Genomic DNA, 22,471 nt, shown 5'->3' on the forward strand with positions numbered 1-22,471 from the left:
GCGCGAAGGCAATAAAAAACGCCCCGATCATTGATCGGGGCGTTTTTGTTTCTGTCCAATTTCCGGTTTAGCGTCGACTTTGTGGGATCTTCGGTGTCATTGAGCCCATGGCGCCCGGCGGGAATCGTTGAGGCCGACCAGATAGCTGTCCCCGCCCAACTGATTCATCTGCTGGCGAATCCACCCCGCCCGCCTTGCAACGTAAGAAGTCGGATGGCTGGCACTCCACACCCGCGGGTTCGGCAGTACCGCGGCCAACAAACTTGCCTGCTGCCGGGACAGCGAACCAGCGCCCACGCCAAAGTGATGCCGGGCCGCTGCTTCGGCGCCGAACACACCTTCATCCCACTCGACGCTATTAAGGTATACCTCAAGAATCCGCTGCTTGGGCCAGAACACTTCGATCAGCCCGGTAAACCAGGCTTCCAGGCCTTTACGCAGCCAGCTGCGGCCAGACCACAGAAACAGGTTTTTCGACACTTGCTGGCTCAGGGTGCTTGCGCCGCGAATCGAGCCGCCGCGTTCGTTATGTGCAAACGCCGCCTGAATCGCGCTGAAATCAAAGCCCCAATGCTCGGCAAACTTCTGGTCTTCACCGGCAATCACCGCGACTTTCAGGTCGTCGGAGATTTCATCCCAGGGTTTCCAGGTGCGTTGCAGATCGATGGGCTCGCCGTCGAACCAGGATTCGATCTTGCGCTCGATCATCAATGCCGTTCCCGGTGGCGGCACCACCCGAAACAGCAGAACCAGCAAAACACTGCCGACCGCGAACCAGAGCAGGGCCTTTGTGAAACGACGGAAAATTAACTGCAGCATAGAGATGGCTTGGCCGAACCCGTTGAGCCGGCCATTATACAGACCCTGCTGATCGAGTCTGACTGGAGTTCTTCATGCTGCGTGGCTTTCTGATGCTTGCCGCTTTCTTCGGATTCACCGGCGTTGCCTTGGGCGCATTCGCCGCCCACGGCCTGAAAAACCGCCTGACGCCTGAGTATTTGGCGATTTTCCACACGGGCGTCACTTATCAACTGGTGCATACCCTGGCGTTGCTGGGTGTTGCATTGCTGGCCACGCAGATTCCCGGTCGTCTGATTACCTGGGCCGGCGCGTCTTTTGCTCTCGGCATTGTGTTGTTTTCCGGCAGCCTGTACCTGCTGACGATGACCGGCGTCAGCAAGCTCGGGATCGTTACACCGTTCGGCGGCCTCGCGTTTCTGGTCGGCTGGGTTTGCCTGGGGCTAGCCGCCTGGCGGCTGAGCTGACCACGCAGTCCATTTCGTGACGAATGGCTTGGGTCGCCAAGTCTGATCGGGCTAGAATGCCAGCCCCTAAAAATGATGGCGGCATTCGGCATGCGCATTCAGTTGAACGGCGAATCCCTTGAACTGCCCGACGGTGAAACCGTTGCGGCCCTGCTGACCCGTCTGGAACTGACCGGGCGCCGGGTGGCGGTCGAGCTCAATCTGGATATCGTCCCGCGCAGCCAGCACGCTGAAACCACGCTGAACGACGGCGACTCGGTCGAAGTGGTACACGCCATCGGCGGCGGCTAGCCGCCCGGCCCGAGCGGCCACAGAATCATTGTGCAAGAACCTCACCCCAACAGAGGATTTCCCATGAGCATCGTTCGTAGCGACAAGCCCTTCGTCCTGGCCGGTCGTACTTACCAGTCGCGTTTGCTGGTAGGCACCGGCAAGTACCGTGACATGGAAGAAACCCGCCTGGCCATCGAGGCTTCGGGTGCCGAGATCGTCACCTTCGCCGTGCGCCGGACCAACCTCGGCCAGAACCCGGGCGAACCGAACCTGCTCGAAGTCCTGTCGCCGGATCGCTACACCTTCCTGCCGAACACTGCCGGTTGCTACGACGCCATTGAAGCCGTGCGCACCTGCCGCCTGGCCCGTGAGCTGCTCGACGGCCACAACCTGGTGAAGCTGGAAGTGCTGGCGGATCAGAAAACCCTGTTCCCCAACGTGATCGAAACCCTCAAGGCCGCCGAAGTGCTGGTCAAGGAAGGCTTCGACGTGATGGTGTACACCAGCGATGATCCGATCATTGCCCGTCAACTGGCGGAAATCGGCTGTATCGCAGTCATGCCGCTGGCTGGTTTGATCGGCTCGGGCCTGGGGATCTGCAACCCGTACAACCTGCAGATCATCCTCGAAGAGGCGAAAATTCCGGTGCTGGTGGATGCCGGTGTCGGTACTGCCTCCGACGCCACCATCGCCATGGAGCTGGGCTGTGAAGCGGTGCTGATGAACTCGGCCATTGCCCATGCCCAGCAGCCGATCATGATGGCTGAAGCCATGAAACACGCCATCGTGGCAGGTCGTCTGGCCTACCTCGCGGGCCGCATGCCGAAAAAACTCTATGCCAGCGCCTCCTCGCCGCTGGATGGTCTGATCAAGTAAGAGCCATTGATGACTGAATCAAACGACACGCCTATCCAGCAGGAAGAAGGCGAAGAGCGCCAACACCGCCGCATCAAGAGTTTCGTGATGCGCGCCGGGCGCATGACCGAAGGCCAGCAACGCGGCCTGGAGCAGGGCGCTCCGCTGTTCGTGCTGCCTCTGGCCGATGCGCCGGTGGATTTCGACCAGGTGTTCGGCCGTTCGGCGCCGCGCTCGCTGGAAATCGGTTTCGGCATGGGCCATTCGCTGTTGGAAATGGCCGCGGCCTCGCCGGAGCAGGATTTCATTGGCGTTGAAGTTCACCGTCCGGGTGTTGGCGCGCTGCTCAATGGCGTGCTGACTCAGGGCCTGACCAACCTGCGTGTCTACGATTGCGATGCGATCGAAGTGCTCAACCGTTGCATCGCCGACAACAGCCTCGACCGCCTGATGCTGTTTTTCCCGGATCCGTGGCACAAGAGCCGTCACCACAAGCGTCGTATCGTTCAGGCATCGTTCGCTGAGCTGGTGCGCAGCAAGTTGAAGGTCGGCGGTGTGTTGCACATGGCCACCGACTGGGAGCCGTACGCCGAGTACATGCTGGAAGTGATGAACGTCGCTCCGGGCTATCGCAACCTCGCCGAAGACGGCAAGTGCGTCCCGCGCCCGGCCGAACGCCCGATCACCAAGTTCGAACGCCGCGGCGAACGTCTTGGGCATGGCGTGTGGGATCTGAAGTTCGAAAAGCAGAGCTGACCGACCTGAAATCCGTAGGAGCGAGGCTTGCCCGCGAAGGGGACGCCGCGGTGTAACTGATACACCGTGTCATCGTTCTTCGCGGGCAAGCCTCGCTCCTACGGGATTTGTGTTGTGCCCGGCTTAGCGGCGGTCTGCCACAACCCCGATCAACACCAGCACCACCAACAACACCGGCGCCAGGCTGTAGTTGTTGAACTGGCTCAAGCCTTTGATGATCCATGGCGTGGCATAGATCAGTGCTACGCCGCTGCCGACCATGCACAGCAGGGCCATCAGCGGGATGCGCAAGGCGCCGGCGATGCTGCCCAGGCGTTGGTCGACCCAGCCCTTGAGGTCGGCGCCAAACAGCACGAGCAGGCAGCCCACCAGTGCCAGAGAGATTTCCGACAGGTTGCTACGGCTCCAGCGGGACACGGTGGCGAGCAGGTCGAGTACCAGATCCATTCGATTTCCTTATGTCAGAAAAGTCTGCAGCAAGTCATTGAGAAAGAGTTGTCCGCGCATCGTGGCTGCCAGACGTGACGGTTCGACCTGCAACAAGCCACTTTGTTCGGCCTCTCGGCGGCCTTCGGCAAGGCTTTCCAGGGGCAGCCCGGTGCGCTCCGTATACAACCGCGCTTCGACACCCTCGGTCAGGCGCAAGGCGTTCATCAGGAACTCGAACGGCAGTTCTTCGTTGCTCAGCGCTTTCTCGCCAGCCTTGAAGCTTTTGGCCGGATTGAGGTAATCCTTCGGCAGGCGAGTCTTCCAGGTGCGTACGATGCGCCCGTCCGGATGGCTGAGCTTGCCGTGGGCACCGGCGCCGATGCCGATGAAGTCGCCGAAACTCCAGTAATTGAGGTTATGCCGCGCTGGCCGGCCGGGCTGGGCATAGGCCGAGACTTCGTACTGCGCGTAACCGTGTTCGGCCAACAGCGCCTGGCCGGCCTCTTGAATGTCCCACAGGGCGTCATCTTCCGGCAGCGTCGGCGGCTGGTTCCAGAACACCGTGTTCGGCTCCAGGGTCAGCTGATACCAGGACAGGTGCGTCGGCCTCAAGGCGATGGCCTGGCGCAGGTCGCTCAGGGCATCGTCCAGAGTCTGATCGGGCAAACCGTGCATCAGGTCCAGATTGAAGTTGTCGAAGCCAGCCTGGCGCGCCATGTCGGCGGCCCGCACGGCTTCATCGCCGTTGTGGATCCGTCCCAGCGCCTTGAGTTTTTCTTCCTGAAAGCTCTGGATACCGATCGACAGGCGATTGATGCCCAGCGCCCGGTAGGCGCGGAATTTCTCCTGCTCGAACGTTCCTGGGTTGGCTTCCAGGGTGATTTCTATGTCGCTGGCAAACGGAATACGTTGCTCGACACCCTTGAGCAAACGGCCCAACGCCTCGGCGCTGAACAGGCTCGGCGTACCGCCACCAAAGAAGATCGAGCTCAGTTCGCGGCCATAGACCGCATGCAGGTCCTGATCGAGGTCGGAGAGCAGGGCGTCCACATACTCTTGTTCCGGCAGCACCGGGCTAGCGGTGTGGGAGTTGAAGTCGCAATAAGGGCATTTGCGTACACACCACGGGATGTGGATGTACAGCGCCAAGGGCGGCAGCACAGGCAAAGCGGCCCGAGGCGATTGCGCGCCGCCGAAGATCAGCGGCGACGCGGACGATTCAATGGTCATTTCAAGCCCAGACGCTGGCGCAGCAGATCCATTGCACGGGCGCGGTGACTGATCTGGTTCTTGTCGCTGGGCTTAAGCTCGGCGCTGGAGCACTCGCGCTCCGGCACCCAGAACAGCGGATCGTAGCCAAAACCGTGCTCACCGCTGGCCTGGGTCAGGATGCGCCCATGCCACAGGCCTTCGCAAAGGATTGGCAACGGATCGTCGGCATGACGCACCAGCGCCAACACGCAGACGAATTGCGCGCCGCGCTCGGCTTGCGGCACGTCTTTCATGACGTCGAGCAGTTTGGCGTTATTCGCCGCATCGCCCTTGCCGTCGGCATAACGGGCCGAATAGATACCCGGCGCACCGCCAAGGAAATCCACCGCCAGCCCCGAATCGTCGGCCAAGGCCGGCAGGCCGGAAATACGCGAGGCATTGCGGGCCTTGAGAATGGCGTTTTCGACGAACGACAGGCCGGTTTCTTCAGGCTCGACGCTGCTGAACTCGCCGATCGAGCGCAAGTGCACCGATTCGCCCAGCATGGCCTGGAGTTCCTTGAGTTTGCCGGCGTTATGGCTGGCCAGTACGAGTTGCGTGAAATTGATCATTCGCCGGGGAAGAGCTCTTGGTTGAAATTGATGGTGTTGATTTTGTCACCGGTCTGCACCTTGATTTCAAAGGTGCGGATTTCCTGCTGTGGCACCGGATACTGGGCGATGTAGTAGACCGCGCCGGTTTCGGTGATCTGTTTGAACTGCAATGGGACGCTTTGGCTGGTCAGGTCTTTGACCGTCCCGCTGACTTGTGCGGTTTGCGGTTTGCCGTCCTTGATCACCGAGACGTTGATCACGCCCTGGTTCTTGCTGCGGATCAGCTCGGCAGCCTTGGCGATGTCCGGTGTCAGATAAGTCGAGTTGAAGGTGTTGTAGTGCACTGTCACATCGCCAAATGTTTCCTGGCGTTCGCTTTTGATGACGTCGGCGGCCATGGCGGTGACGCTCAGGCAGGCAGTAAGTACAAACAGCGCTAGACGACCCATGATCGTTCTCCTCGAAGTGTCGTGATTCAGACCGCGACCTTGTGGTCCGGCAGACCGGGGCTGCTGACGCGATAGATACCGATCTCACCTAACAGATTAGGCCATAGCTTACTGGCCCACCCGTGTCGATGCTGTTGATCCACGGCAAGTCGATCAATGACCTTGGCTTCACGTTCGCGACACAGCGCTTCAAAGTCTTCGAAGGTGCAGAAGTGAATGTTTGGCGTGTTGTACCAGGTGTACGGCAGAAACTCCGAAACCGGCATCCGGCCCTTGCTCGCCAGGTACCAGCGGCAGCGCCAGTGGCCGAAGTTGGGGAAGGTGATGATGCACTGGCGACCGACCCGCAGCATTTCGTCGAGGATCTTGTCCGGGTAATGCACGGCTTGCAGGGCCTGGGTCATGACCACGATGTCGAAACTGTTGCTGGCAAAGTTGCCCAGGCCCTTGTCCAGGTCCTGCTCGATGACGTTGATGCCTTTGGCGACGCACTCGGCAATGTTGTCCGGGTCGTTTTCCAGGCCATAGCCGGTGACCTGCTTGTGGTCACGCAGCCAGGTCAGCAGCTCGCCGTCACCGCAGCCGAGGTCGAGCACGCGGCTGCCGGCGGGGATCCATTCCTGGATGATTTCCAGATCGGCTCTCATGTCTTCCTCAAAGCGATATGCGGTTCATGTAATTGCTGAAGGCCTGCAAGTAACGCGGGATCGGAATCAGGAAGGCATCGTGGCCTTGCGGAGCGTCGATCTCCAAATAGCAGACGTCTTTCCTGGCCGCCATCAGCGCGTCCACCAGCTCCCGCGAGCGGGCAGGGGAGAAACGCCAGTCGGTGGTGAAGGACATCACACAGAACTTGGCTTTCGCGCCTTCGAAGGTTTTCGCCAGGTCATCGTCGAAGTTCGCCGCAGGATCGAAGTAGTCCAGCGCCTTGGTCATCAGCAGGTAGGTGTTGGCGTCGAAACGTCCGGAAAACTCCTCGCCTTGATAGCGCAGGTAGCTTTCGACCTGGAACTCGACACTGTGGAAGTCGTAGTTGAGCTTTTCGCTCTTCAGACCGCGGCCGAATTTTTCGCCCATGGAGTCATCGGACAGGTACGTGATGTGCCCGACCATTCGCGCCAGCATCAGCCCGCGCTTGGGGATCACCCCGTATTCCTGGAATGAACCGCCGTGGAACTCCGGGTCGGTAAGAATCGCCTGGCGTGCGACTTCGTTGAACGCGATGTTCTGCGCCGACAGTTTCGGTGCCGAGGCGATCGCCAGGCAGTGCCGCACGCGATCCGGATAGGTGATGGTCCACTGCAAGGCCTGCATGCCGCCCAGACTGCCGCCGATCACCGCCGCCCATTGGCCGATGCCGAGCAGGTCGGCAAGGCGTGCCTGGCTGTGCACCCAGTCTTCCACGGTCAGTACCGGGAAGTCGGCGCCAAACGGCTTGCCGGTTTCCGGATTGACGCTGCTGGGGCCGGTGGAGCCGTTGCAACCGCCGAGATTGTTCAGGCTGACCACGAAGAATTTGCGGGTGTCGATCGGTTTGCCGGGGCCGATGCAGCTGTCCCACCAACCGGGTTTGCGGTCGTCGGGGCTGTGGAAGCCGGCGGCGTGATGGTGACCGGACAAGGCATGGCAGATCAGCACGGCATTGCTCGCCGTGGCGTTCAGCGTGCCATAGGTTTCATAGATCAGGTCATAAGCGGGCAGCGAACGACCGCAGGCCAGGGCCAGGGGTTCACTGAAGTGCGCCACTTGCGGCGTCACCAGACCAACAGAATCGGGGGGGAAGGCAGCTGGCATCGACCCTGCTCTCATTGAAATGAGGCGTAAGTCTAAAGACCGCTGTGGCTAGCGGCAAGCAAAGGCCGGGCCTGATTTTCCCTCGCCACATTGAGGTCAGGCCGGGCGCACCAGATCCGGCAAATCCGGCAGCTTCTTCGGCGAACAGATCCGCACCCGCTTCTGCCGGTTCAACTCGCCGCTGATCAGGCTGACCTGGCTCTTGGAAACCCCGAACGCCTTGGCCAGAAACGCCATCAGGTACGCATTGGCCTTGCCCTCGACCGGCGGCGCCGTCAGACGGATCTTCAGGCGATCACCGTGCAGTCCGCAGAAATCATCGCTGCGGGCCGCAGGTTGCAGGTGACATTCCAGAATCAGGTCATCACCGTCCCAGCGAAAGTAGCTCACCGGATCAGATCAGCAGGCGCAGGACCTGCGGCATCATGGTCAAGGCTGCGAGGTTGTTGATTACCAGCATGTCGATCAGCTTGAGCACCATGAACGCCAGGATCGGCGAGATATCCAGGCCGCCGAGGTTTGGCAGAATCTTGCGGAACGGCGCCAGGGCCGGCTCGCAGATCTGGTTCACCAGCTCGGCGCCGGGGTTGTGGCTGCCCGGCGCGACCCAGGACAGGATCACGCTGATGATCAGGGCATAGAAGAAGATATTCAGGAACAGCGCCGTTACGCCGATCAGCGACCAGATCAGCAATTGCAGCGGGTTACCGGTGGTGCCGAAGGTCAGCAGCAGGGTCAGGGCCATCAACGCCAGTTGCACGAGGATTGCCAACACCAGCGAGGACATGTCCAGGCCGAACAGGCTCGGGATGATCCGGCGCAGTGGCTTGAGCAGTGGCTGGGTGGCTTTCACGGCGAACTGGCACAGCGGGTTGTAGAAGTTTGCGCGCACCAGTTGCAGCACGAAACGCAGCAGCACGATCAGCAGGTACAAACTGCCGAGGGTTTGCAGCACGTAAATCGCCGCAGTGTTCAATCCAATCATGTAAGGCTCCTTATTTGCCCAGTTGTTCGGCCATCTCGGCCGAGCGGTGCGCGGCGGCGCCGAGTGCTTTTTCCACCAGGGCTTCGAAGCCGCCGGCCTGGAACGCTTTGATCGCCGCTTCGGTGGTGCCCGCAGGCGAGGTCACGCGGCGACGCAGTTCAGCGGCGTCGACATCACTGGCGACTGCCATGTGTGCAGCGCCCAGCGCGGTTTGCACGGTCAGTTGTGCAGCGATTTCGGGTGGCAGGCCGAGCTTCACGCCAGCGGCGGTCATGGCTTCGATCAGCAGGAAGAAATACGCAGGGCCAGAGCCGGAAACGGCGGTGACCGCGTCCAGTTGCTGTTCTTCGTCCAGCCACAAAGCGATGCCGACTGCCGACAGCAGCTCTTGGGCCTGCTGGCGTTGCTCGGCGCTCACTTGGGCCGTGGCGTACAAACCGCTCACACCCTGGCGCACCAGCGCCGGGGTGTTGGGCATGCAGCGCACGATGGGCTGGGCACCCAGCCAGTTGTTCATGCTGGCGCAGGTGATGCCGGCCGCAATCGACACCACCAGCTGGTTCGGCTTGAGGCTTGGGCGAATGGCTTCGCAAACGGCTTTCATCGCCTGTGGCTTGACCGCCAGCACGACCACGTCCACGCCCTCAATGGCTTGGGCGTTGTCGGCAAACACTTCGATGCCGTGTTCGGCTTTCACGCGGGCACGGGTTTCTTCGCCCGGATCGCTGGCGCGGATCTGCGCGGCGTCCAGACCTTTGGCGCGCAGGCCGCCGATCAGGCTGGCGGCCATGTTGCCGGCTCCGATAAAGGCAATACGAGTCTTGCTCATGTCAGGTCCTTATAGAGAGGTGAGTCAGCCATGTTCATGGTCGACTGTAATCGCGGGCGCCAAACAGGGCCGTACCGATGCGGACCCAAGTGGCACCCTGGGCGATGGCCGACTCGAGGTCGTGGCTCATGCCCATGGAAAGTGTGTCGAGTGGCAGGTTCAGGCTGGCTTGCAGGCTCTGCACGGCAGCAAAGGCAGCGTCCTGGGCGGCGCGATCTTCAGTCGGCTCGGGAATCGCCATCAGCCCGCGCAGTTTCAAACGCGGCAGCGCACTGATGGCATCGGCCAGGGCGGGCAGGTCGGCCGGGGTGCAGCCGGATTTGCTGGCTTCACCACTGACGTTGACCTGGATGCAGATGTTCAAGGGCGGCAAATCGGCAGGGCGCTGTTCGGACAGGCGTTGTGCGATTTTCAAACGATCCACGGAGTGCACCCAGTCGAAGTGCTCGGCGATAGCGCGAGTCTTGTTCGATTGAATGGGGCCGATGAAGTGCCAGATCAAGGGCAGGTCGGCCAATTCGAGCTGTTTGCCCAAGGCTTCCTGCAGGTAGTTTTCGCCAAAGTCGCGGATCCCGGCGGCATAGGCTTCACGCAGGGCCTCGGCGGGCTTGGTTTTGCTCACGGCCAATAGCTGGATGCTGTTCTCATCGCGGTGGGCGGCTTTGGCTGCTGCCTGGATGCGTGAACTAACCTGAAGAGTGTTGTCTGCTATCGTGGACATCAAGAGGCGCCAGCGGTCTGAAGGTTCGCGGCATTCTACTGGAATTGAGGAGCGCTATGGATATCACTGAGCTGCTGGCTTTCAGCGCCAAACAAGGCGCGTCCGACCTGCACCTGTCCGCCGGCCTGCCACCGATGATCCGCGTCGATGGCGATGTGCGACGCATCAACTTGCCGGCCCTGGACCACAAGGAAGTGCATGACCTGATCTACGACATCATGAACGACCTCCAGCGGGTGGACTTCGAGAAGCATCTTGAAACCGACTTTTCCTTCGAAGTGCCCGGCGTGGCGCGTTTCCGGGTCAATGCCTTCAACCAGAATCGTGGCGCGGGCGCGGTGTTCCGGACCATTCCGTCGAAGGTCCTGAGCATGGACGATCTGGGCATGGGGGACGTGTTTCGCAAGATTACCGAAGCGCCCCGGGGCCTGGTGCTGGTGACCGGCCCGACCGGCTCCGGCAAGTCCACCACGCTGGCGGCGATGATTGATTACCTGAACAACCATCGCCATCACCACATCCTCACCATCGAAGACCCCATCGAGTTCGTCCACGAATCGCGCAAATGCCTGATCAATCAGCGTGAAGTCCATCGCGATACCCGCAGCTTCGCCACGGCCCTGCGCTCGGCCCTGCGTGAAGACCCGGACGTGATTCTGGTGGGGGAAATGCGTGACCTGGAGACTATTCGGCTGGCATTGACCGCCGCCGAGACCGGCCACCTGGTATTCGGCACGCTACACACCACCTCGGCGGCGAAAACCATCGACCGGGTGGTGGACGTGTTTCCGGGTGACGAGAAATCGATGGTGCGCTCGATGCTCTCCGAGTCGTTGCTGGCGGTGGTGTCCCAGACACTGATCAAGAAAATCGGCGGCGGGCGGATTGCCGCCCACGAAATCATGCTCGGCACCTCGGCGATCCGTAACCTGATCCGTGAAGACAAGGTGGCGCAGATGTACTCGTCGATTCAGACCGGTGGGTCGCTGGGGATGCAGACGCTGGATATGTGCCTGAAGGATCTGGTGACCAAGGGTGTGATCAGTCGCGAGCATGCGCGGGAGAAGGCGCGGTCGCCGGATAATTTTTGAGGGTTGGAGCGCGACCTGTGGCGAGGGGGCTTGCCCCCGTTCGGCTGCGAAGCAGTCGCAAACTCGGGCGACGCGGTCTTTCTAGTAACGCTTGGTGGCAGGTTTTGGGGCCGCTCCGCGGCCCAACGGGGGCAAGCCCCCTCGCCACAATCGGATCAGCGCTGTACGACGCGCAGTTGATTCGGTTCTTTTGGCAGAACCCGCTTGGCAACCACGTAGTGGTTATCCCAATACGGCTTCTTCAGGGTGTCGATGCTTACCGACTTGCCACGGCGTGGTGCGTGGATGAAGCGGTCGTTGCCCAGGTAGATGGCCACATGGTTGACCCGGCGGCTCTTGATGTTGAAGAAGATCAGGTCGCCTGGCTTCAGTTCGTTGCGATCGACTTTCTCACCGTGACCACTGGCCATGGCATTGGAGGTGCGTGGCAGGTCGAAGGTCGCGTCGTTGAACGCGTATTTCACCAGGCCGCTGCAATCGAACCCTTTACTTGGGCTGCTGCCACCCCAACGATAAGGTGTGCCGAGCACGTTTACCGCGCGGCTCAACACGTTGCTGCTTTCCTTGGTCGCCATCGGCGGAACCAGCTTGCCGTTGGCGCGGCTCAGTTGGGTGGAGCGTTTTACCGTCTGTTGGTTTTTGCTCGAAGGAGCAGAAACGTGGGATTTTGGGGTGTAACCATTAACGTTCGGAAGACGTTGCTCACGATTGGTGGCGTGGGCGGCCAGGGGCAATAATAGGCAAATGGTTAGCCATGTCTTGAAAAATGGACGCATTAGGCAAGGCTCGTATGGGTTAGCGCGCAACTTTATAACAGCTTTTTTGTCCCTTCCGAGGCCGTTGGTCGATTCAACCTTGGGGTCAACGGAACCAAATAAGCGGCAATTTGGCGCAATTGTCGGACACAAGTCAGGTGTTACAAGGCTTTGACGGGACCCAAGGTAGCATTCGCCGTATGTCGGCTGCCTGTAAAAAAGTCACAAAGAATTCAAGAATATTTCTCTATCGCGTGAATCGAGGCCATCCATGAACACCTATCGACAACCCGTTTCACAACAAGACACGCACAGCAAAGTGATCGGTTACCTGCTGTGGATTTTCGGTTTTACCGGGGCTCACCGCTTCTATTACGGCAAGCCTGTGACCGGGACGATCTGGTTTTTGACCTTGGGCCTGCTGGGTATTGGCTGGTTGATCGACGTGTTCCTGATTCCGGCCATGGATCGTGAAGCAGACCTGCGCTTTACCGCCGGCCCCATCGAATACAACGTCGCGTGGATTCTGCTGACGTTCCTTGGGGTATTCGGCGTACACCGGATGTATCAGGGGAAGTGGATCAGCGGGTTGCTGTACCTGGTCACGGGCGGGTTGTTCTTTCTGGGGGTGTTGTATGACTTCTGGACGCTGAACGATCAGATTTCAATTCGTAACGCGCAGAACAGAGGCGCCTTCCAGTAAGTAGTGGCGAGGGAGCAAGCTCCCTCGCAACAGGGTTTTACGCCTGGTGGCTGATCCGCCCATCCACCAGGGTATAACGCACCACGCCCGGCAGGCTGTGGCCAATGAACGGGCAGTTTTCGCCCTTGGACAGCCAGGTTTCACCGGCCACGGTCGAGGCCGTCGGGTCAAACAGCACGATGTCTGCCGCGCCTCCTACTGCCAATTTCCCTGCCGGCAGGCGCAACGCCTCGGCAGGGCCGGCACTCAGGCGTGCCAACAGCGTCGGCAGGTCGAGCAAACCGTCTTCCACCAAGGTCATCGCCAGCGGCAGCAGCAGTTCAACGCTGCTGATGCCCGGTTCGGTCGCGCCGAACGGTGCCAGCTTGGCGTCGCGCTCATGGGGCTGGTGATGGCTGGAGATGGCGGATACCACACCGGACTTCACCGCTGCCCGCAGGCCGTCGCGGTCGGCGCGGGTGCGCAGCGGCGGCTGGACGTGATAGAGGCTGCTGAAGTCGATCAGCGCTTCGTCGGTGAGGATCAGTTGATACAACGCCACATCCGCCGTGACCTTCAGCCCGCGAGCCTGGGCCTGAGCGATCAGCGCTACGCCGCGCGCGCTGGTGAGCTGGCTGAAGTGCGCACGTACGCCGCTTTGCTCGACCAGCAGCAGATCCCGGGCCAGGGCCACGGTTTCGGCGGTTTCCGGAATGCCCGGCAGACCGAGGAAGCTTGCGGTCGGGCCTTCATGGGCCAGGCCACCTTCGGCCAAGTCGTGATCCTGCGAGTTGAAAATCACCGTCAGGTCGAACGTCGCCGCGTACTCCAGCGCCCGGCACAGGGTGCGGGTGTTGCGGAAGCTCTCCAGGCCATTGCCGAAGGCCACGCAGCCGGCATCGCGCAAGGCGACCAGTTCGGCCAGCTGCTCGCCGTCCAGGCCTTTGCTCAGGGCGCCGATCGGGAAGACTTTGGTGTTGCCGGCCTCACGAGCACGGTCGAGGATCAATTCGGCCACGGCCGAGGTGTCCAGCACCGGTTTGGTTTTCGGCGGGCAGCACAGGCTGGTCACGCCGCCGGCGGCAGCTGCGCGGGTTTCGCTGGCGATCGAGCCTTTGCGGCTGTAGCCCGGCTCGCGCAGGGCAACGTTCAGGTCAACCAGGCCCGGGGCGGCCACCAGGCCCTTGGCGTCGATGGTGTCGACGGCAACAAAACCGGCCGGAGCGGCGCCAAGGGCGACGATCTTGCAGGCTTCAACATGGATGTCAGTCACTTGATCCAGGCCGCTGGCCGGATCGATAACGCGTGCGCCGAGAATGCTGAGCTTCACTGGGCGTTCTCCTGCTCGAATTGGCGCTGGGCTGTTTGCCCGCTCATGGCCATGGACAGCACGGCCATACGAATCGCGATGCCGTAGGTCACCTGGTTGAGAATCACCGAGTGCGGACCGTCGGCCACCGCCGACTCAATCTCCACCCCACGATTGATCGGCCCAGGGTGCATCACGATGGCATCGGGTTTGGCACCGGCCAGGCGCGCGGTGGTCAGGCCGAACAGGCGGTAGAACTCGCCTTCACTCGGCAGCAGGCCGCCGGTCATGCGCTCACGCTGCAAGCGCAGCATGATCACCACGTCGACGTCTTTCAGGCCTTCGGTCATGTCGGTGTAGACCTTCACACCGTATTGCTCGATGCCGATCGGCAGCAGGGTTTTCGGCGCGATCACGCGGATGTCCGGGCAGCCGAGGGTTTTCAGGGCCAGCATGTTCGAGCGCGCCACCCGCGAGTGCAGGATGTCGCCGACGATGGCCACCGAGAGGTTTTCGAAGCCACCCTTGTGCCGACGAATGGTGAGCATGTCGAGCATGCCCTGGGTCGGGTGCGCGTGACGGCCGTCGCCACCGTTGATGATCGCCACTTGCGGGCAGACATGTTCGGCAATGAAGTGCGCCGCGCCGGAATCACCGTGACGCACGACGAACATGTCGGCGGCCATGGCTTCGAGGTTGCGCAGGGTGTCGAGCAGGGTTTCGCCCTTGCTCGCCGATGACGTGGATACGTTCAGGGTGATCACGTCGGCCGACAGCCGCTGGGCCGCCAGTTCGAAGGTGGTGCGGGTGCGGGTGGAGTTCTCGAAGAACACATTGCACACGGTCTTGCCGCGCAACAACGGGACTTTCTTCACCGCCCGGGCGCCGACTTCGAGGAACGAGTCGGCGGTGTCGAGGATTTCCGTCAGCAGCTCGCGGCGCAAACCGTCGAGCGAGAGGAAGTGGCGTAGCTGGCCCTGATCATTGAGCTGCAGCGGGCGCTTGGTTTCTAGAGGCGTCATCGCGAGGGGGACTCTCAATAGGGCGAATTAAAGGGCGAGGTCTTGCAGTTCGAGCTTGAGTTCCGGACCGGACAACTTCACCCGTTCGTGGGCCGCCAGTGACAGGGTCGCTCCGACTATATTCGGGCGGATCGGCAGCTCAGCGGCGTCCAGGTCCAGCAGGCACACCAGCGTCACGCTGGCCGGGCGACCGTAGTCGAACAGTTCGTTCATCGCGGCGCGGATGGTCCGACCACTCATCAGTACGTCGTCGATCAGCACCAGATGCTGGCCTTCGATCTCGAAGGGCAGCGCCGAAGGGCGTACTTGCGGGTGCAGGCCGCTCTGGCTGAAGTCGTCGCGGTAGAAGGACACATCAAGGGTGCCCAGCGGCGCGTCGCTGCCCAACTCCTTGAGCAACGCCTGAGCGACCCAGATGCCACCGGTCCGAATACCGATATAACGCGGTTCGCTGATGCCACGGTTTTCCAGGTAAGCCTTGAGACGGATCGCCATCTGGCTGATCAGTTCGGCGGGATTAGGCAGGCTCATGGTTTGCTCCTTCTTGGTCCCGAGCCCTGCTTTTGGGGTAGAGCGCCTGGGTGGGGGCTCGGGTTGTAGCTAAAAGAGACGCGCAGCGACTCGTCAGGATCAGGTGCTTGAGGATTCGAACAGTGCGGTGTTTTCGTCGAGCCAGCCTTGCAGTAGCAGGGCGGCGGCGATGGCATCGACCGGGTTGTCGCGGTAACTGCCCTTCTGGCCGCCACGGACCAGGCGTTCGCCTTTGGCCTCGAAGGTGGTCAGGCGCTCGTCGTGAGTATAGAAGGGCAGGTTGTAGCGGCCGTTCAGGCGCCGGGCGAATTTTTCGGCCCGCAGGCACATGTCGCTGGGCGTGCCGTCCATGTTCAACGGCAGGCCGACCACCACGGCGTCGGGTTTCCACTCTTTGATCAGGGCTTCGACCTGATTCCAGTCGGGAATGCCATTTTGTGCCTTCAAGGTGCACAGCTCGCGGGCCTGGCCGGTAATCACCTGGCCGACCGCAACGCCGATCTGCTTGGTGCCGTAGTCGAAACCCAGAATCAGCCGCAGGGCCATCAGGCGTGCCCCGCCTGGCTGGTGAGCAGGCTGAGGTTGATACCCAGGTGCTTGGCCGCCGCTTCGAGACGTAACTCGCTGCTGGTGTTGAACAGGATGTCGGCATGGAACGGGCAAGTCAGCCAGGCGTTGTCGGCCAGTTCGGCTTCCAGTTGCCCGGCTTCCCAACCGGCATAGCCGAGGGTGATCAAACTTTTCGCGGGGCCGACGCCATCGGCGATGGCGAACAGCACGTCTTGGGAGGTCGACAGCGACAACTCGCCATCCAGATCAACGGTAGCCTGATAGGTTTTTCCCGACGGGTGCAGGACAAAGCCGCGATCGGTTTGCACCGGGCCGCCGATAAAGATCGGCACGTGCTGGCAGAGCACTGGCGGTTCGATATCGGGGCGCAATTGCTCGAGGATATCGGCCAGGTTCAGGTCCTGCGGACGGTTGACCACCAGCCCCATGGCACCATTGGCCGTGTGCTCGACGATGTAGGTCAAGGTGTGCGCAAAGTTCGGGTCGGCCATGTGGGGCATGGCGATCAGGAAGTGATGCTTGAGGTAGCTGGGGCTGACGTTCTTCATGAGCGCTAGTGTGGCGTTGGAGGGGCGAACTGACAAGCTGAGGATGCACAGGAAATGCCTGTGCAGGTGTCTTTTTGATCCGGGCTTGCCCGCGAAGGCATTGGCTCGATCACTGCAAATCTTCCGGCTAATTACTGGACAACCGGTCCCCGCGCGCAAACCTCCAGGTGCGGATGATTTCCAGGCGGTCGATGTCCGACAGATCCCCGGTAAACGGTGCGAACGGCGCGGCCAGCCGCACGATGCGCTGCGCCGCCTGATCCAGCAGCGGTTGGCCGGACGATTCCAGCACCAATACTTCATACAGCGAGCCGTCGCGGTTGATCGAGACCATCAGGCGCAAATTGCCATAAATCTGTTTGCGTCGGGCCTCGTCGGGGTAGTTGAGGTTGCCGATGCGTTCGACCTTCTTGCGCCATTCATCCTTGTACCAGGCACCCTTGTCGCGCATGGTCGACGCGGCGCTCAAGCGGTGGATGCGCGGGCGTTTGGCGTACAGCTGTTGCTCGTTGGCCAGTTCCGCTTCCAGGCTGGCGATGTCGCTGGACAACTGTGAGCTGTCGAAGGTCGGTGCTTCGACCTTGGGCTTGGTCTCGGTCTTGACGTCTTCCTGCTTGGTCGCGGCTTTTTTCGGCTTCGGCGCGACAGTCGTCACGGCGGCCTTGGGCGCGGCTTCCTGCACTTGGGGTTTGGCGGTTGGCGGCGGAGTGACCGTCTGCACCTTGTTGTCCTGGAAGGGCGCGACCTCGGTGGTCTTGGGAATGGCCTTTTTATCCAGGGTGCCGCTGCCTTGCTGATTCTCTTGAGCGAGGAAATCGGCTTTTTTCGGCTTGGTTTCGCTTTTGAAGGTGGCGAGGGTGATTTCCAGGGTTTTGCTGATTTGCTTGGGTTCGACCATGGTGAACCCGACGCCCAACAGCAAGGCCAGGTGAATCAGTGCCGCGAGAAACAGGGTAAAACCGAGGCGATCGGCCGGGCGCACGCCACGATGGGCGAGTTCAGGGGGCAGATCGGACGGGAGTGTCATGACAAGAAAACCAACATCGCGTTTTTTACAGGCCGGCGATGATAACGCAATGTTGGTTGTCTCTTGGCTGTTCTCGATCAACGAGCCTTGAGCTTCTGATCGATGGCATCCATCAACTGGCCGCCGATGTCGGTGCCGAACGCGTTATCGATCTCGCGAATGCAGGTCGGGCTGGTGACGTTGATTTCGGTCAGGTGCTCACCGATCACGTCGAGACCGACGAACAGCAAGCCCTTCTCGCGCAGGGTCGGGCCGACTTGCGCGGCGATCCAGCGATCTTTCTCGGTCAGCGGTCGGGCTTCGCCACGGCCACCGGCGGCGAGGTTGCCACGGGTTTCGCCTGCTGCTGGAATCCGCGCCAGGCAATAATCCACAGGCTCGCCGTCGATCATCAGGATGCGCTTGTCGCCATCAACGATCGCCGGCAGGTAGCCCTGGATCATGATCTGCTGTTTGCCATGCAGGGTCAGGGTTTCAAGAATCACCGACAGGTTCGGGTGGCCGGCGGTATGACGGAAGATCGACGAACCGCCCATGCCGTCCAGCGGCTTGAGGATCACGTCACCGTGATGGTCGGCGAATTCACGCAACACGTCCGGGCGACGGCTGACGATGGTCGGCGGCGTGCACTGCGGGAACAGCGTGGCGAACAGCTTCTCGTTGCAGTCACGCAGGCTTTGCGGCTTGTTGACCACCAGCACGCCAGCGTTCTCGGCTTGCTCCAGCAGGTAAGTGGAGTAGACGAACTCCATGTCGAACGGCGGATCCTTGCGCATCAGAATCACGTCCAGGTCGCTCAGCAGTGCGTCGGATTCGGCGCCCAGCTCGAACCACTTGTGCGGGTCGGCGAAGACTTTCAGCGGACGCATCCGCGCGCGCGCCTGGCCCTCGGCCTGATACAAATCGCGCTGTTCCATATAGAACAGTTCCCAGCCACGCTTTTGCGCGGCCAACAGCATGGCCAGCGAGCTATCCTTTTTATAGGAGATGCTGGCGATAGGATCCATGACAATCCCGACGCGAACGCTCATGGGGTTTTCCTCGAAATTGGGGTGGAAAGTGCGATGAAAAAGTGGCGTCAGAGTGGCGCTGAGTGGGTTCCCGGTCAAGGAAAAACCACCGCACAGGTCACCCGATAGATTGGACGGGGAGACTGTGCTAAAAAGGCTRCCATGCCGTCTTGGCCCTTGAGTATCAAGGGTTTCGGGCCGCAAACGGACAAATTGATTCACAAAGGCGACGGTAGAGCCCCTATGGAACAGCATTCCAGCGCCTTGAAGGTCATGGTGATCGATGATTCGAAAACGATTCGTCGCACCGCCGAAACGCTGTTGAAAAACGTGGGCTGTGAAGTCATCACCGCAATCGATGGTTTCGATGCCCTGGCCAAGATTGCCGACAATCACCCAGGCATCATCTTTGTCGACATCATGATGCCGCGTCTGGATGGCTATCAGACCTGCGCGTTGATCAAGAACAACAGTGCGTTCAAGTCCACGCCAGTGATTATGCTGTCGTCCAGGGACGGGTTGTTCGACAAGGCCAAGGGGCGGATCGTCGGCTCCGACCAGTTTTTGACCAAGCCTTTCAGCAAGGAAGAACTGCTGAACGCGATTCAGGCCCACGTACCGGGCTTTGCTGTCGTTTCGCCGCAGTAGGACACGCACAGTGACGCTCGGCCAGTGGGCCTTGCGTCGACAAGAATGGGGAAGACCATGGCACGTATTCTGATCGTCGATGATTCGCCGACCGAAATGTACAAACTGACCGGCATGCTCGAAAAGCACGGTCATGAAGTGTTGAAAGCCGAAAACGGCGCCGACGGCGTGGCCCTGGCCCGTCAGGAAAAACCCGACGCGGTACTGATGGACATCGTCATGCCCGGCCTCAATGGTTTCCAGGCGACCCGTCAGCTGACCAAAGACCCGGAAACCGGGCACATCCCGGTGATCATCATCACCACCAAGGATCAGGAAACCGACAAAGTCTGGGGCACGCGCCAGGGCGCCAAGGACTACCTGACCAAACCGGTCGATGAAGACACCCTGATCAAGACGCTGAACAACGTGCTGGCCGGTTGATCGTCCGGCCATGACCGAGTCGCTGACGGCCTTCGAACTGCTGCTGCAGATTGATCAACGTTGTCGTCTGCTGGCGGCGGACCTGCCGTCCCAGCCGACTCGACAGGACAGCTGGAGCGGCATCGGTTTTCGCTTGGGCGAGCACGGGTACGTCGCGCCCATGGGCGAAGTCAGCGAAGTCCTGCACGAACCGCGCGTTACCCAAATGCCGGGGGTCAAGCCCTGGGTCAAGGGCGTAGCGAACCTGCGTGGGCGGCTGCTGCCGATCATGGATGTGTACGGCTTCTTTTATGGTTATGAGGCCGGCCATGAACTGTCGGCCCTGCGCAAGCAGCGGCGGATACTGGTGGTGGAGCACAACGACGTGTTCGCCGGGTTGCTGGTCGATGAGGTCTTCGGCTTGCAGCACTTTGCCCAGGACAGCCTGGAGCCGGTGCCCATGGACGAGCTGCAGGGGCCGATCGCGCCGTTCGTCAAAGGCCGCTTTCAGCGTGAACAGAATTGGCAGGTGTTCAGCCCGTTTGCGTTGGCGCAGTCGCAAGGTTTCATGAATGTAGCGCTGTAGCCGGGGAGTAGGTTGAATTGGGCAGGACAGGCGAGGACCGATGATTAAAGCAAACGCAGGTACGCCGGAAGGGTCGCGCAGCCGGTCGCAGATCATCGTGCTGTTCATCGCGCTGATCATCTTCATCATGCTGCTGTTCGCCAACTTCGCGTACCTCAACACCCAGGCGAATTACGACAAGCAGTACATCGGCCACGCCGGTGAGCTGCGGGTGCTGTCGCAACGCATCGCCAAGAACGCCACCGAAGCCGCCGCTGGCAAGGCCGCGGCGTTCAAGTTGCTCAGCGATGCGCGCAACGACTTCGCCCTGCGTTGGGGCTATCTGAAGAAAGGCGATCCCTCCACCGGCCTGCCGCCGGCACCGTCCACCGTGCGCCCGGAAATGCGCGCGGTACAGCTGGATTGGGAGCGGCTGCTGAAAAACACCGACGCCATTCTCTCCAGCGAACAGACCGTGTTGTCATTGCATCAAGTCGCCGCGACGCTGGCCGAAACCGTGCCGCAATTGCAGGTCGAGTACGAAAAGGTCGTCGAAACCCTCCTGCAACGTGGCGCCCCGGCCGCTCAGGTGGCGATGGCCCAGCGTCAGTCGCTGCTGGCCGAGCGGATTCTCGGTGCAGTGAACACCGTGCTGTCCGGCGACGAAAACTCGCAGCAGGCCGCCGACGCCTTCGGTCGCGATGCGGCGCGTTTTGGCCAGGTGCTCAACGGCATGCTTCAGGGCAATGCGGCGCTGAAAATCAGCCAGGTCGAAGACCGCGATGCCCGTGCCCGGTTGACCGAGATTTCCGAACTGTTCGAATTCGTCTCGGGTTCGGTGGACGAAATCCTCGAAACCTCGCCGGAGCTGTTCAAGGTCCGCGAATCGGCCAGCAACATTTTTACCCTGTCGCAAACCCTGCTCGATGAAGCTTCGCACTTGGCCAGCCGTTTCGAAAACCTCGCCGGCGGGCGCAACACCGATACCATCGGCGGCTACGTGCTGGGTTTGCTCGCGTTGATGTCGATCATTCTCATTGGCCTGGTGATGGTGCGCGAAACCAACCGTCAGTTGCGTGAAACCGCTGAGAAGAACGAGCGCAATCAGAGCGCGATCATGCGCCTGCTGGACGAAATTGAAGACCTGGCCGACGGTGACCTGACCGTGACCGCCTCGGTGACCGAAGACTTCACCGGGACCATCGCCGACTCGATCAACTATTCCGTCGACCAGTTGCGCGATCTGGTGGCGACCATCAACCTCACCGCCGGCCAGGTCGCCGCCGCCGTGCAGGAAACCCAGGCCACCGCGATGCACCTGGCCCAGGCCTCGGAGCATCAGGCGCAGCAGATTTCCGAAGCCTCCATGGCGATCAACGACATGGCCGAGTCCATCGATCAGGTCTCGGCCAATGCCGCCGAATCCTCAGCGGTGGCCGAGCGCTCGGTGGAAATTGCCAACAAGGGCAACGAAGTGGTGCACAACACCATCCACGGCATGGACAATATTCGCGAACAGATCCAGGACACCGCCAAGCGCATCAAGCGCCTCGGTGAGTCTTCTCAGGAAATCGGCGACATTGTCAGCCTGATCGATGACATTGCCGATCAGACCAACATCCTCGCCCTCAACGCGGCCATTCAGGCGTCCATGGCCGGTGACGCCGGGCGCGGTTTTGCGGTGGTGGCCGACGAAGTACAGCGGCTGGCCGAGCGCTCGTCCGCGGCGACCCGGCAGATCGAAACGCTGGTGCGGGCAATTCAGACCGACACCAACGAAGCGGTGATTTCCATGGAGCAGACCACCACCGAAGTGGTGCGCGGCGCGCGTCTGGCGCAGGATGCCGGAGTGGCCCTGGAAGAAATCGAAGGCGTATCGAAGACCCTCGCGGCATTGATCCAGAGTATTTCCAACGCCGCGCAGCAACAGACGTCTTCGGCCGGCCAGATTTCCCTGACGATGAACGTGATCCAGCAGATCACCACGCAGACCTCGTCCGGCTCCACCGCCACTGCCGAGAGCATTGGCAACCTGGCGAAAATGGCCAGCCAGCTGCGGCGTTCGGTGTCCGGTTTCACCTTGCCGGCCAAGCCTGCGCAAGCTGCGGACAACGCTTGAACCGCCTCAGGGCGTATGCATTTGATTGGAG

29 protein-coding genes are annotated in these 22,471 nt (G+C 61.0%); 10 read left to right on the forward strand and 19 right to left on the reverse strand.

Annotated elements, in window-relative coordinates; translation table 11 throughout:
- Positions 1-96 precede the first annotated feature (96 nt).
- Positions 97-819 carry a monofunctional biosynthetic peptidoglycan transglycosylase gene (gene mtgA, locus AC1DIS_RS15350; RefSeq protein ID WP_477743622.1) on the reverse strand — a complete coding sequence of 241 codons (723 nt, stop codon included), beginning with the start codon at positions 817-819 and terminating at the stop codon, positions 97-99.
- Between the two features lie 74 nt (positions 820-893).
- Here mtgA and AC1DIS_RS15355 point away from each other — a divergent pair, with 74 nt between their 5' ends.
- From AC1DIS_RS15355 to trmB, 4 genes are all read left to right on the forward strand, one after another.
- A complete protein-coding gene (locus tag AC1DIS_RS15355) occupies positions 894-1,265 on the forward strand; it encodes a DUF423 domain-containing protein (RefSeq protein ID WP_019580607.1) in 372 nt (123 codons plus the stop codon).
- A gap of 90 nt (positions 1,266-1,355) precedes the next feature.
- Complete coding sequence (thiS, locus tag AC1DIS_RS15360; protein ID WP_007897898.1) at positions 1,356-1,556, forward strand: sulfur carrier protein ThiS; 201 nt, start codon at positions 1,356-1,358, stop codon at positions 1,554-1,556.
- Positions 1,557-1,619: 63 nt separating this feature from the next.
- Positions 1,620-2,414: a thiazole synthase gene (locus AC1DIS_RS15365; RefSeq protein WP_007939343.1), complete on the forward strand. Its 795-nt coding sequence runs from the start codon at positions 1,620-1,622 to the stop codon at positions 2,412-2,414.
- Between the two features lie 9 nt (positions 2,415-2,423).
- Positions 2,424-3,149: a tRNA (guanosine(46)-N7)-methyltransferase TrmB gene (gene trmB / locus AC1DIS_RS15370; protein WP_018928698.1), complete on the forward strand. Its 726-nt coding sequence runs from the start codon at positions 2,424-2,426 to the stop codon at positions 3,147-3,149.
- Between the two features lie 123 nt (positions 3,150-3,272).
- Here trmB and AC1DIS_RS15375 read toward each other — a convergent pair whose 3' ends face one another.
- The 10 genes from AC1DIS_RS15375 to AC1DIS_RS15420 form a co-directional block, all read right to left on the reverse strand.
- Complete coding sequence (locus tag AC1DIS_RS15375; RefSeq protein WP_018928699.1) at positions 3,273-3,596, reverse strand: DUF3392 domain-containing protein; 324 nt, start codon at positions 3,594-3,596, stop codon at positions 3,273-3,275.
- A gap of 9 nt (positions 3,597-3,605) precedes the next feature.
- A complete protein-coding gene (gene hemW / locus AC1DIS_RS15380) occupies positions 3,606-4,808 on the reverse strand; it encodes a radical SAM family heme chaperone HemW (protein WP_477743623.1) in 1,203 nt (400 codons plus the stop codon).
- The gene (rdgB, locus tag AC1DIS_RS15385; protein ID WP_007939349.1) at positions 4,805-5,401 is read right to left on the reverse strand and encodes an RdgB/HAM1 family non-canonical purine NTP pyrophosphatase; all 597 of its coding nucleotides are present in this window, start codon (positions 5,399-5,401) and stop codon (positions 4,805-4,807) included. Before rdgB ends, hemW begins: the two co-directional genes overlap by 4 nt.
- Positions 5,398-5,832 (reverse strand): DUF4426 domain-containing protein, encoded by a 435-nt coding sequence (locus tag AC1DIS_RS15390; RefSeq protein ID WP_018928701.1) that lies wholly within the window; start codon positions 5,830-5,832, stop codon positions 5,398-5,400. The genes rdgB and AC1DIS_RS15390 overlap by 4 nt, the downstream gene beginning before the upstream one ends.
- 26 nt (positions 5,833-5,858) lie before the next feature.
- On the reverse strand, positions 5,859-6,479 hold the full coding sequence (gene metW, locus AC1DIS_RS15395) for a methionine biosynthesis protein MetW (protein WP_007939351.1): 621 nt from the start codon (positions 6,477-6,479) through the stop codon (positions 5,859-5,861).
- Positions 6,480-6,486: 7 nt separating this feature from the next.
- On the reverse strand, positions 6,487-7,626 hold the full coding sequence (metX, locus tag AC1DIS_RS15400; protein WP_018928702.1) for a homoserine O-succinyltransferase MetX: 1,140 nt from the start codon (positions 7,624-7,626) through the stop codon (positions 6,487-6,489).
- Between the two features lie 96 nt (positions 7,627-7,722).
- Positions 7,723-8,016, reverse strand: a complete 294-nt coding sequence (locus AC1DIS_RS15405) for a DUF167 domain-containing protein (protein WP_018928703.1) — start codon at positions 8,014-8,016, stop codon at positions 7,723-7,725.
- A 4-nt stretch (positions 8,017-8,020) separates the two neighbouring features.
- Positions 8,021-8,611, reverse strand: coding sequence for a YggT family protein (locus tag AC1DIS_RS15410; protein ID WP_018928704.1), 591 nt, complete (start codon positions 8,609-8,611; stop codon positions 8,021-8,023).
- 10 nt (positions 8,612-8,621) lie between these two features.
- Positions 8,622-9,440, reverse strand: coding sequence for a pyrroline-5-carboxylate reductase (gene proC / locus AC1DIS_RS15415; protein ID WP_018928705.1), 819 nt, complete (start codon positions 9,438-9,440; stop codon positions 8,622-8,624).
- A 34-nt stretch (positions 9,441-9,474) separates the two neighbouring features.
- On the reverse strand, positions 9,475-10,161 hold the full coding sequence (locus AC1DIS_RS15420; protein ID WP_018928706.1) for a YggS family pyridoxal phosphate-dependent enzyme: 687 nt from the start codon (positions 10,159-10,161) through the stop codon (positions 9,475-9,477).
- A gap of 56 nt (positions 10,162-10,217) precedes the next feature.
- Here AC1DIS_RS15420 and AC1DIS_RS15425 point away from each other — a divergent pair, with 56 nt between their 5' ends.
- Positions 10,218-11,252, forward strand: coding sequence for a type IV pilus twitching motility protein PilT (locus AC1DIS_RS15425; protein ID WP_018928707.1), 1,035 nt, complete (start codon positions 10,218-10,220; stop codon positions 11,250-11,252).
- A gap of 155 nt (positions 11,253-11,407) precedes the next feature.
- Here the strand turns inward: AC1DIS_RS15425 and AC1DIS_RS15430 are convergent, their stop codons facing one another.
- Entirely contained in the window at positions 11,408-12,028 is a 621-nt protein-coding gene (locus tag AC1DIS_RS15430; protein ID WP_018928708.1) for a C40 family peptidase, read from the reverse strand.
- Positions 12,029-12,278: 250 nt separating this feature from the next.
- Here AC1DIS_RS15430 and AC1DIS_RS15435 point away from each other — a divergent pair, with 250 nt between their 5' ends.
- Entirely contained in the window at positions 12,279-12,710 is a 432-nt protein-coding gene (locus AC1DIS_RS15435; RefSeq protein WP_018928709.1) for an NINE protein, read from the forward strand.
- 37 nt (positions 12,711-12,747) lie between these two features.
- On the opposite strand, the gene AC1DIS_RS15440 is transcribed toward AC1DIS_RS15435, so the two are convergent.
- The 7 genes from AC1DIS_RS15440 to gshB form a co-directional block, all read right to left on the reverse strand.
- A complete protein-coding gene (locus AC1DIS_RS15440; protein ID WP_018928710.1) occupies positions 12,748-14,019 on the reverse strand; it encodes a dihydroorotase in 1,272 nt (423 codons plus the stop codon).
- On the reverse strand, positions 14,016-15,020 hold the full coding sequence (locus AC1DIS_RS15445; protein ID WP_007939362.1) for an aspartate carbamoyltransferase catalytic subunit: 1,005 nt from the start codon (positions 15,018-15,020) through the stop codon (positions 14,016-14,018). Before AC1DIS_RS15445 ends, AC1DIS_RS15440 begins: the two co-directional genes overlap by 4 nt.
- Before the next feature lie 27 nt (positions 15,021-15,047).
- Positions 15,048-15,551 (reverse strand): bifunctional pyr operon transcriptional regulator/uracil phosphoribosyltransferase PyrR, encoded by a 504-nt coding sequence (pyrR, locus tag AC1DIS_RS15450; protein WP_018928711.1) that lies wholly within the window; start codon positions 15,549-15,551, stop codon positions 15,048-15,050.
- A gap of 99 nt (positions 15,552-15,650) precedes the next feature.
- Positions 15,651-16,097 (reverse strand): Holliday junction resolvase RuvX, encoded by a 447-nt coding sequence (gene ruvX / locus AC1DIS_RS15455; protein WP_018928712.1) that lies wholly within the window; start codon positions 16,095-16,097, stop codon positions 15,651-15,653.
- Positions 16,097-16,669 carry a YqgE/AlgH family protein gene (locus AC1DIS_RS15460; protein ID WP_018928713.1) on the reverse strand — a complete coding sequence of 191 codons (573 nt, stop codon included), beginning with the start codon at positions 16,667-16,669 and terminating at the stop codon, positions 16,097-16,099. Before AC1DIS_RS15460 ends, ruvX begins: the two co-directional genes overlap by 1 nt.
- Before the next feature lie 127 nt (positions 16,670-16,796).
- Positions 16,797-17,696: an energy transducer TonB gene (locus AC1DIS_RS15465; RefSeq protein WP_026286615.1), complete on the reverse strand. Its 900-nt coding sequence runs from the start codon at positions 17,694-17,696 to the stop codon at positions 16,797-16,799.
- A 77-nt stretch (positions 17,697-17,773) separates the two neighbouring features.
- A complete protein-coding gene (gene gshB / locus AC1DIS_RS15470) occupies positions 17,774-18,727 on the reverse strand; it encodes a glutathione synthase (protein WP_018928715.1) in 954 nt (317 codons plus the stop codon).
- Positions 18,728-18,949: 222 nt separating this feature from the next.
- Between gshB and pilG the strand changes: the two genes are divergently transcribed.
- Genes pilG through AC1DIS_RS15490 form a run of 4 tightly spaced genes read left to right on the forward strand, consistent with a single transcriptional unit; the run spans position 18,950 to position 22,440 of the window.
- Positions 18,950-19,354 carry a twitching motility response regulator PilG gene (gene pilG, locus AC1DIS_RS15475; protein ID WP_007897954.1) on the forward strand — a complete coding sequence of 135 codons (405 nt, stop codon included), beginning with the start codon at positions 18,950-18,952 and terminating at the stop codon, positions 19,352-19,354.
- 57 nt (positions 19,355-19,411) lie between these two features.
- Positions 19,412-19,777 (forward strand): twitching motility response regulator PilH, encoded by a 366-nt coding sequence (pilH, locus tag AC1DIS_RS15480; protein ID WP_007897961.1) that lies wholly within the window; start codon positions 19,412-19,414, stop codon positions 19,775-19,777.
- 10 nt (positions 19,778-19,787) lie between these two features.
- The gene (locus AC1DIS_RS15485; RefSeq protein ID WP_018928716.1) at positions 19,788-20,342 is read left to right on the forward strand and encodes a chemotaxis protein CheW; all 555 of its coding nucleotides are present in this window, start codon (positions 19,788-19,790) and stop codon (positions 20,340-20,342) included.
- Between the two features lie 40 nt (positions 20,343-20,382).
- Entirely contained in the window at positions 20,383-22,440 is a 2,058-nt protein-coding gene (locus AC1DIS_RS15490; protein ID WP_018928717.1) for a methyl-accepting chemotaxis protein, read from the forward strand.
- The last annotated feature ends 31 nt before the right edge of the window (positions 22,441-22,471 follow it).

Source organism: Pseudomonas sp. 05N433 (assembly GCF_056396925.1).

What these genes read in the sequence shown, in the direction of transcription:
- hemW (WP_477743623.1), bottom strand. Translation starts at nt 4,808, where the DNA reads ATGACCATTGAATCGTCCGCGTCGCCGCTGATCTTCGGCGGCGCGCAA.
- AC1DIS_RS15375 (WP_018928699.1), bottom strand. Translation starts at nt 3,596, where the DNA reads ATGGATCTGGTACTCGACCTGCTCGCCACCGTGTCCCGCTGGAGCCGT.
- pilH (WP_007897961.1), top strand. Translation starts at nt 19,412, where the DNA reads ATGGCACGTATTCTGATCGTCGATGATTCGCCGACCGAAATGTACAAA.
- AC1DIS_RS15485 (WP_018928716.1), top strand. Translation starts at nt 19,788, where the DNA reads ATGACCGAGTCGCTGACGGCCTTCGAACTGCTGCTGCAGATTGATCAA.
- AC1DIS_RS15390 (WP_018928701.1), bottom strand. Translation starts at nt 5,832, where the DNA reads ATGGGTCGTCTAGCGCTGTTTGTACTTACTGCCTGCCTGAGCGTCACC.
- proC (WP_018928705.1), bottom strand. Translation starts at nt 9,440, where the DNA reads ATGAGCAAGACTCGTATTGCCTTTATCGGAGCCGGCAACATGGCCGCC.
- AC1DIS_RS15460 (WP_018928713.1), bottom strand. Translation starts at nt 16,669, where the DNA reads ATGAAGAACGTCAGCCCCAGCTACCTCAAGCATCACTTCCTGATCGCC.
- thiS (WP_007897898.1), top strand. Translation starts at nt 1,356, where the DNA reads ATGCGCATTCAGTTGAACGGCGAATCCCTTGAACTGCCCGACGGTGAA.
- ruvX (WP_018928712.1), bottom strand. Translation starts at nt 16,097, where the DNA reads ATGGCCCTGCGGCTGATTCTGGGTTTCGACTACGGCACCAAGCAGATC.
- AC1DIS_RS15430 (WP_018928708.1), bottom strand. Translation starts at nt 12,028, where the DNA reads ATGCGTCCATTTTTCAAGACATGGCTAACCATTTGCCTATTATTGCCC.
- AC1DIS_RS15425 (WP_018928707.1), top strand. Translation starts at nt 10,218, where the DNA reads ATGGATATCACTGAGCTGCTGGCTTTCAGCGCCAAACAAGGCGCGTCC.
- AC1DIS_RS15355 (WP_019580607.1), top strand. Translation starts at nt 894, where the DNA reads ATGCTGCGTGGCTTTCTGATGCTTGCCGCTTTCTTCGGATTCACCGGC.
- metW (WP_007939351.1), bottom strand. Translation starts at nt 6,479, where the DNA reads ATGAGAGCCGATCTGGAAATCATCCAGGAATGGATCCCCGCCGGCAGC.
- gshB (WP_018928715.1), bottom strand. Translation starts at nt 18,727, where the DNA reads ATGAGCGTTCGCGTCGGGATTGTCATGGATCCTATCGCCAGCATCTCC.
- AC1DIS_RS15410 (WP_018928704.1), bottom strand. Translation starts at nt 8,611, where the DNA reads ATGATTGGATTGAACACTGCGGCGATTTACGTGCTGCAAACCCTCGGC.
- AC1DIS_RS15465 (WP_026286615.1), bottom strand. Translation starts at nt 17,696, where the DNA reads ATGACACTCCCGTCCGATCTGCCCCCTGAACTCGCCCATCGTGGCGTG.
- AC1DIS_RS15435 (WP_018928709.1), top strand. Translation starts at nt 12,279, where the DNA reads ATGAACACCTATCGACAACCCGTTTCACAACAAGACACGCACAGCAAA.
- metX (WP_018928702.1), bottom strand. Translation starts at nt 7,626, where the DNA reads ATGCCAGCTGCCTTCCCCCCCGATTCTGTTGGTCTGGTGACGCCGCAA.
- AC1DIS_RS15420 (WP_018928706.1), bottom strand. Translation starts at nt 10,161, where the DNA reads ATGTCCACGATAGCAGACAACACTCTTCAGGTTAGTTCACGCATCCAG.
- trmB (WP_018928698.1), top strand. Translation starts at nt 2,424, where the DNA reads ATGACTGAATCAAACGACACGCCTATCCAGCAGGAAGAAGGCGAAGAG.
- AC1DIS_RS15490 (WP_018928717.1), top strand. Translation starts at nt 20,383, where the DNA reads ATGATTAAAGCAAACGCAGGTACGCCGGAAGGGTCGCGCAGCCGGTCG.
- rdgB (WP_007939349.1), bottom strand. Translation starts at nt 5,401, where the DNA reads ATGATCAATTTCACGCAACTCGTACTGGCCAGCCATAACGCCGGCAAA.
- pyrR (WP_018928711.1), bottom strand. Translation starts at nt 15,551, where the DNA reads ATGAGCCTGCCTAATCCCGCCGAACTGATCAGCCAGATGGCGATCCGT.
- mtgA (WP_477743622.1), bottom strand. Translation starts at nt 819, where the DNA reads ATGCTGCAGTTAATTTTCCGTCGTTTCACAAAGGCCCTGCTCTGGTTC.
- AC1DIS_RS15365 (WP_007939343.1), top strand. Translation starts at nt 1,620, where the DNA reads ATGAGCATCGTTCGTAGCGACAAGCCCTTCGTCCTGGCCGGTCGTACT.
- pilG (WP_007897954.1), top strand. Translation starts at nt 18,950, where the DNA reads ATGGAACAGCATTCCAGCGCCTTGAAGGTCATGGTGATCGATGATTCG.
- AC1DIS_RS15445 (WP_007939362.1), bottom strand. Translation starts at nt 15,020, where the DNA reads ATGACGCCTCTAGAAACCAAGCGCCCGCTGCAGCTCAATGATCAGGGC.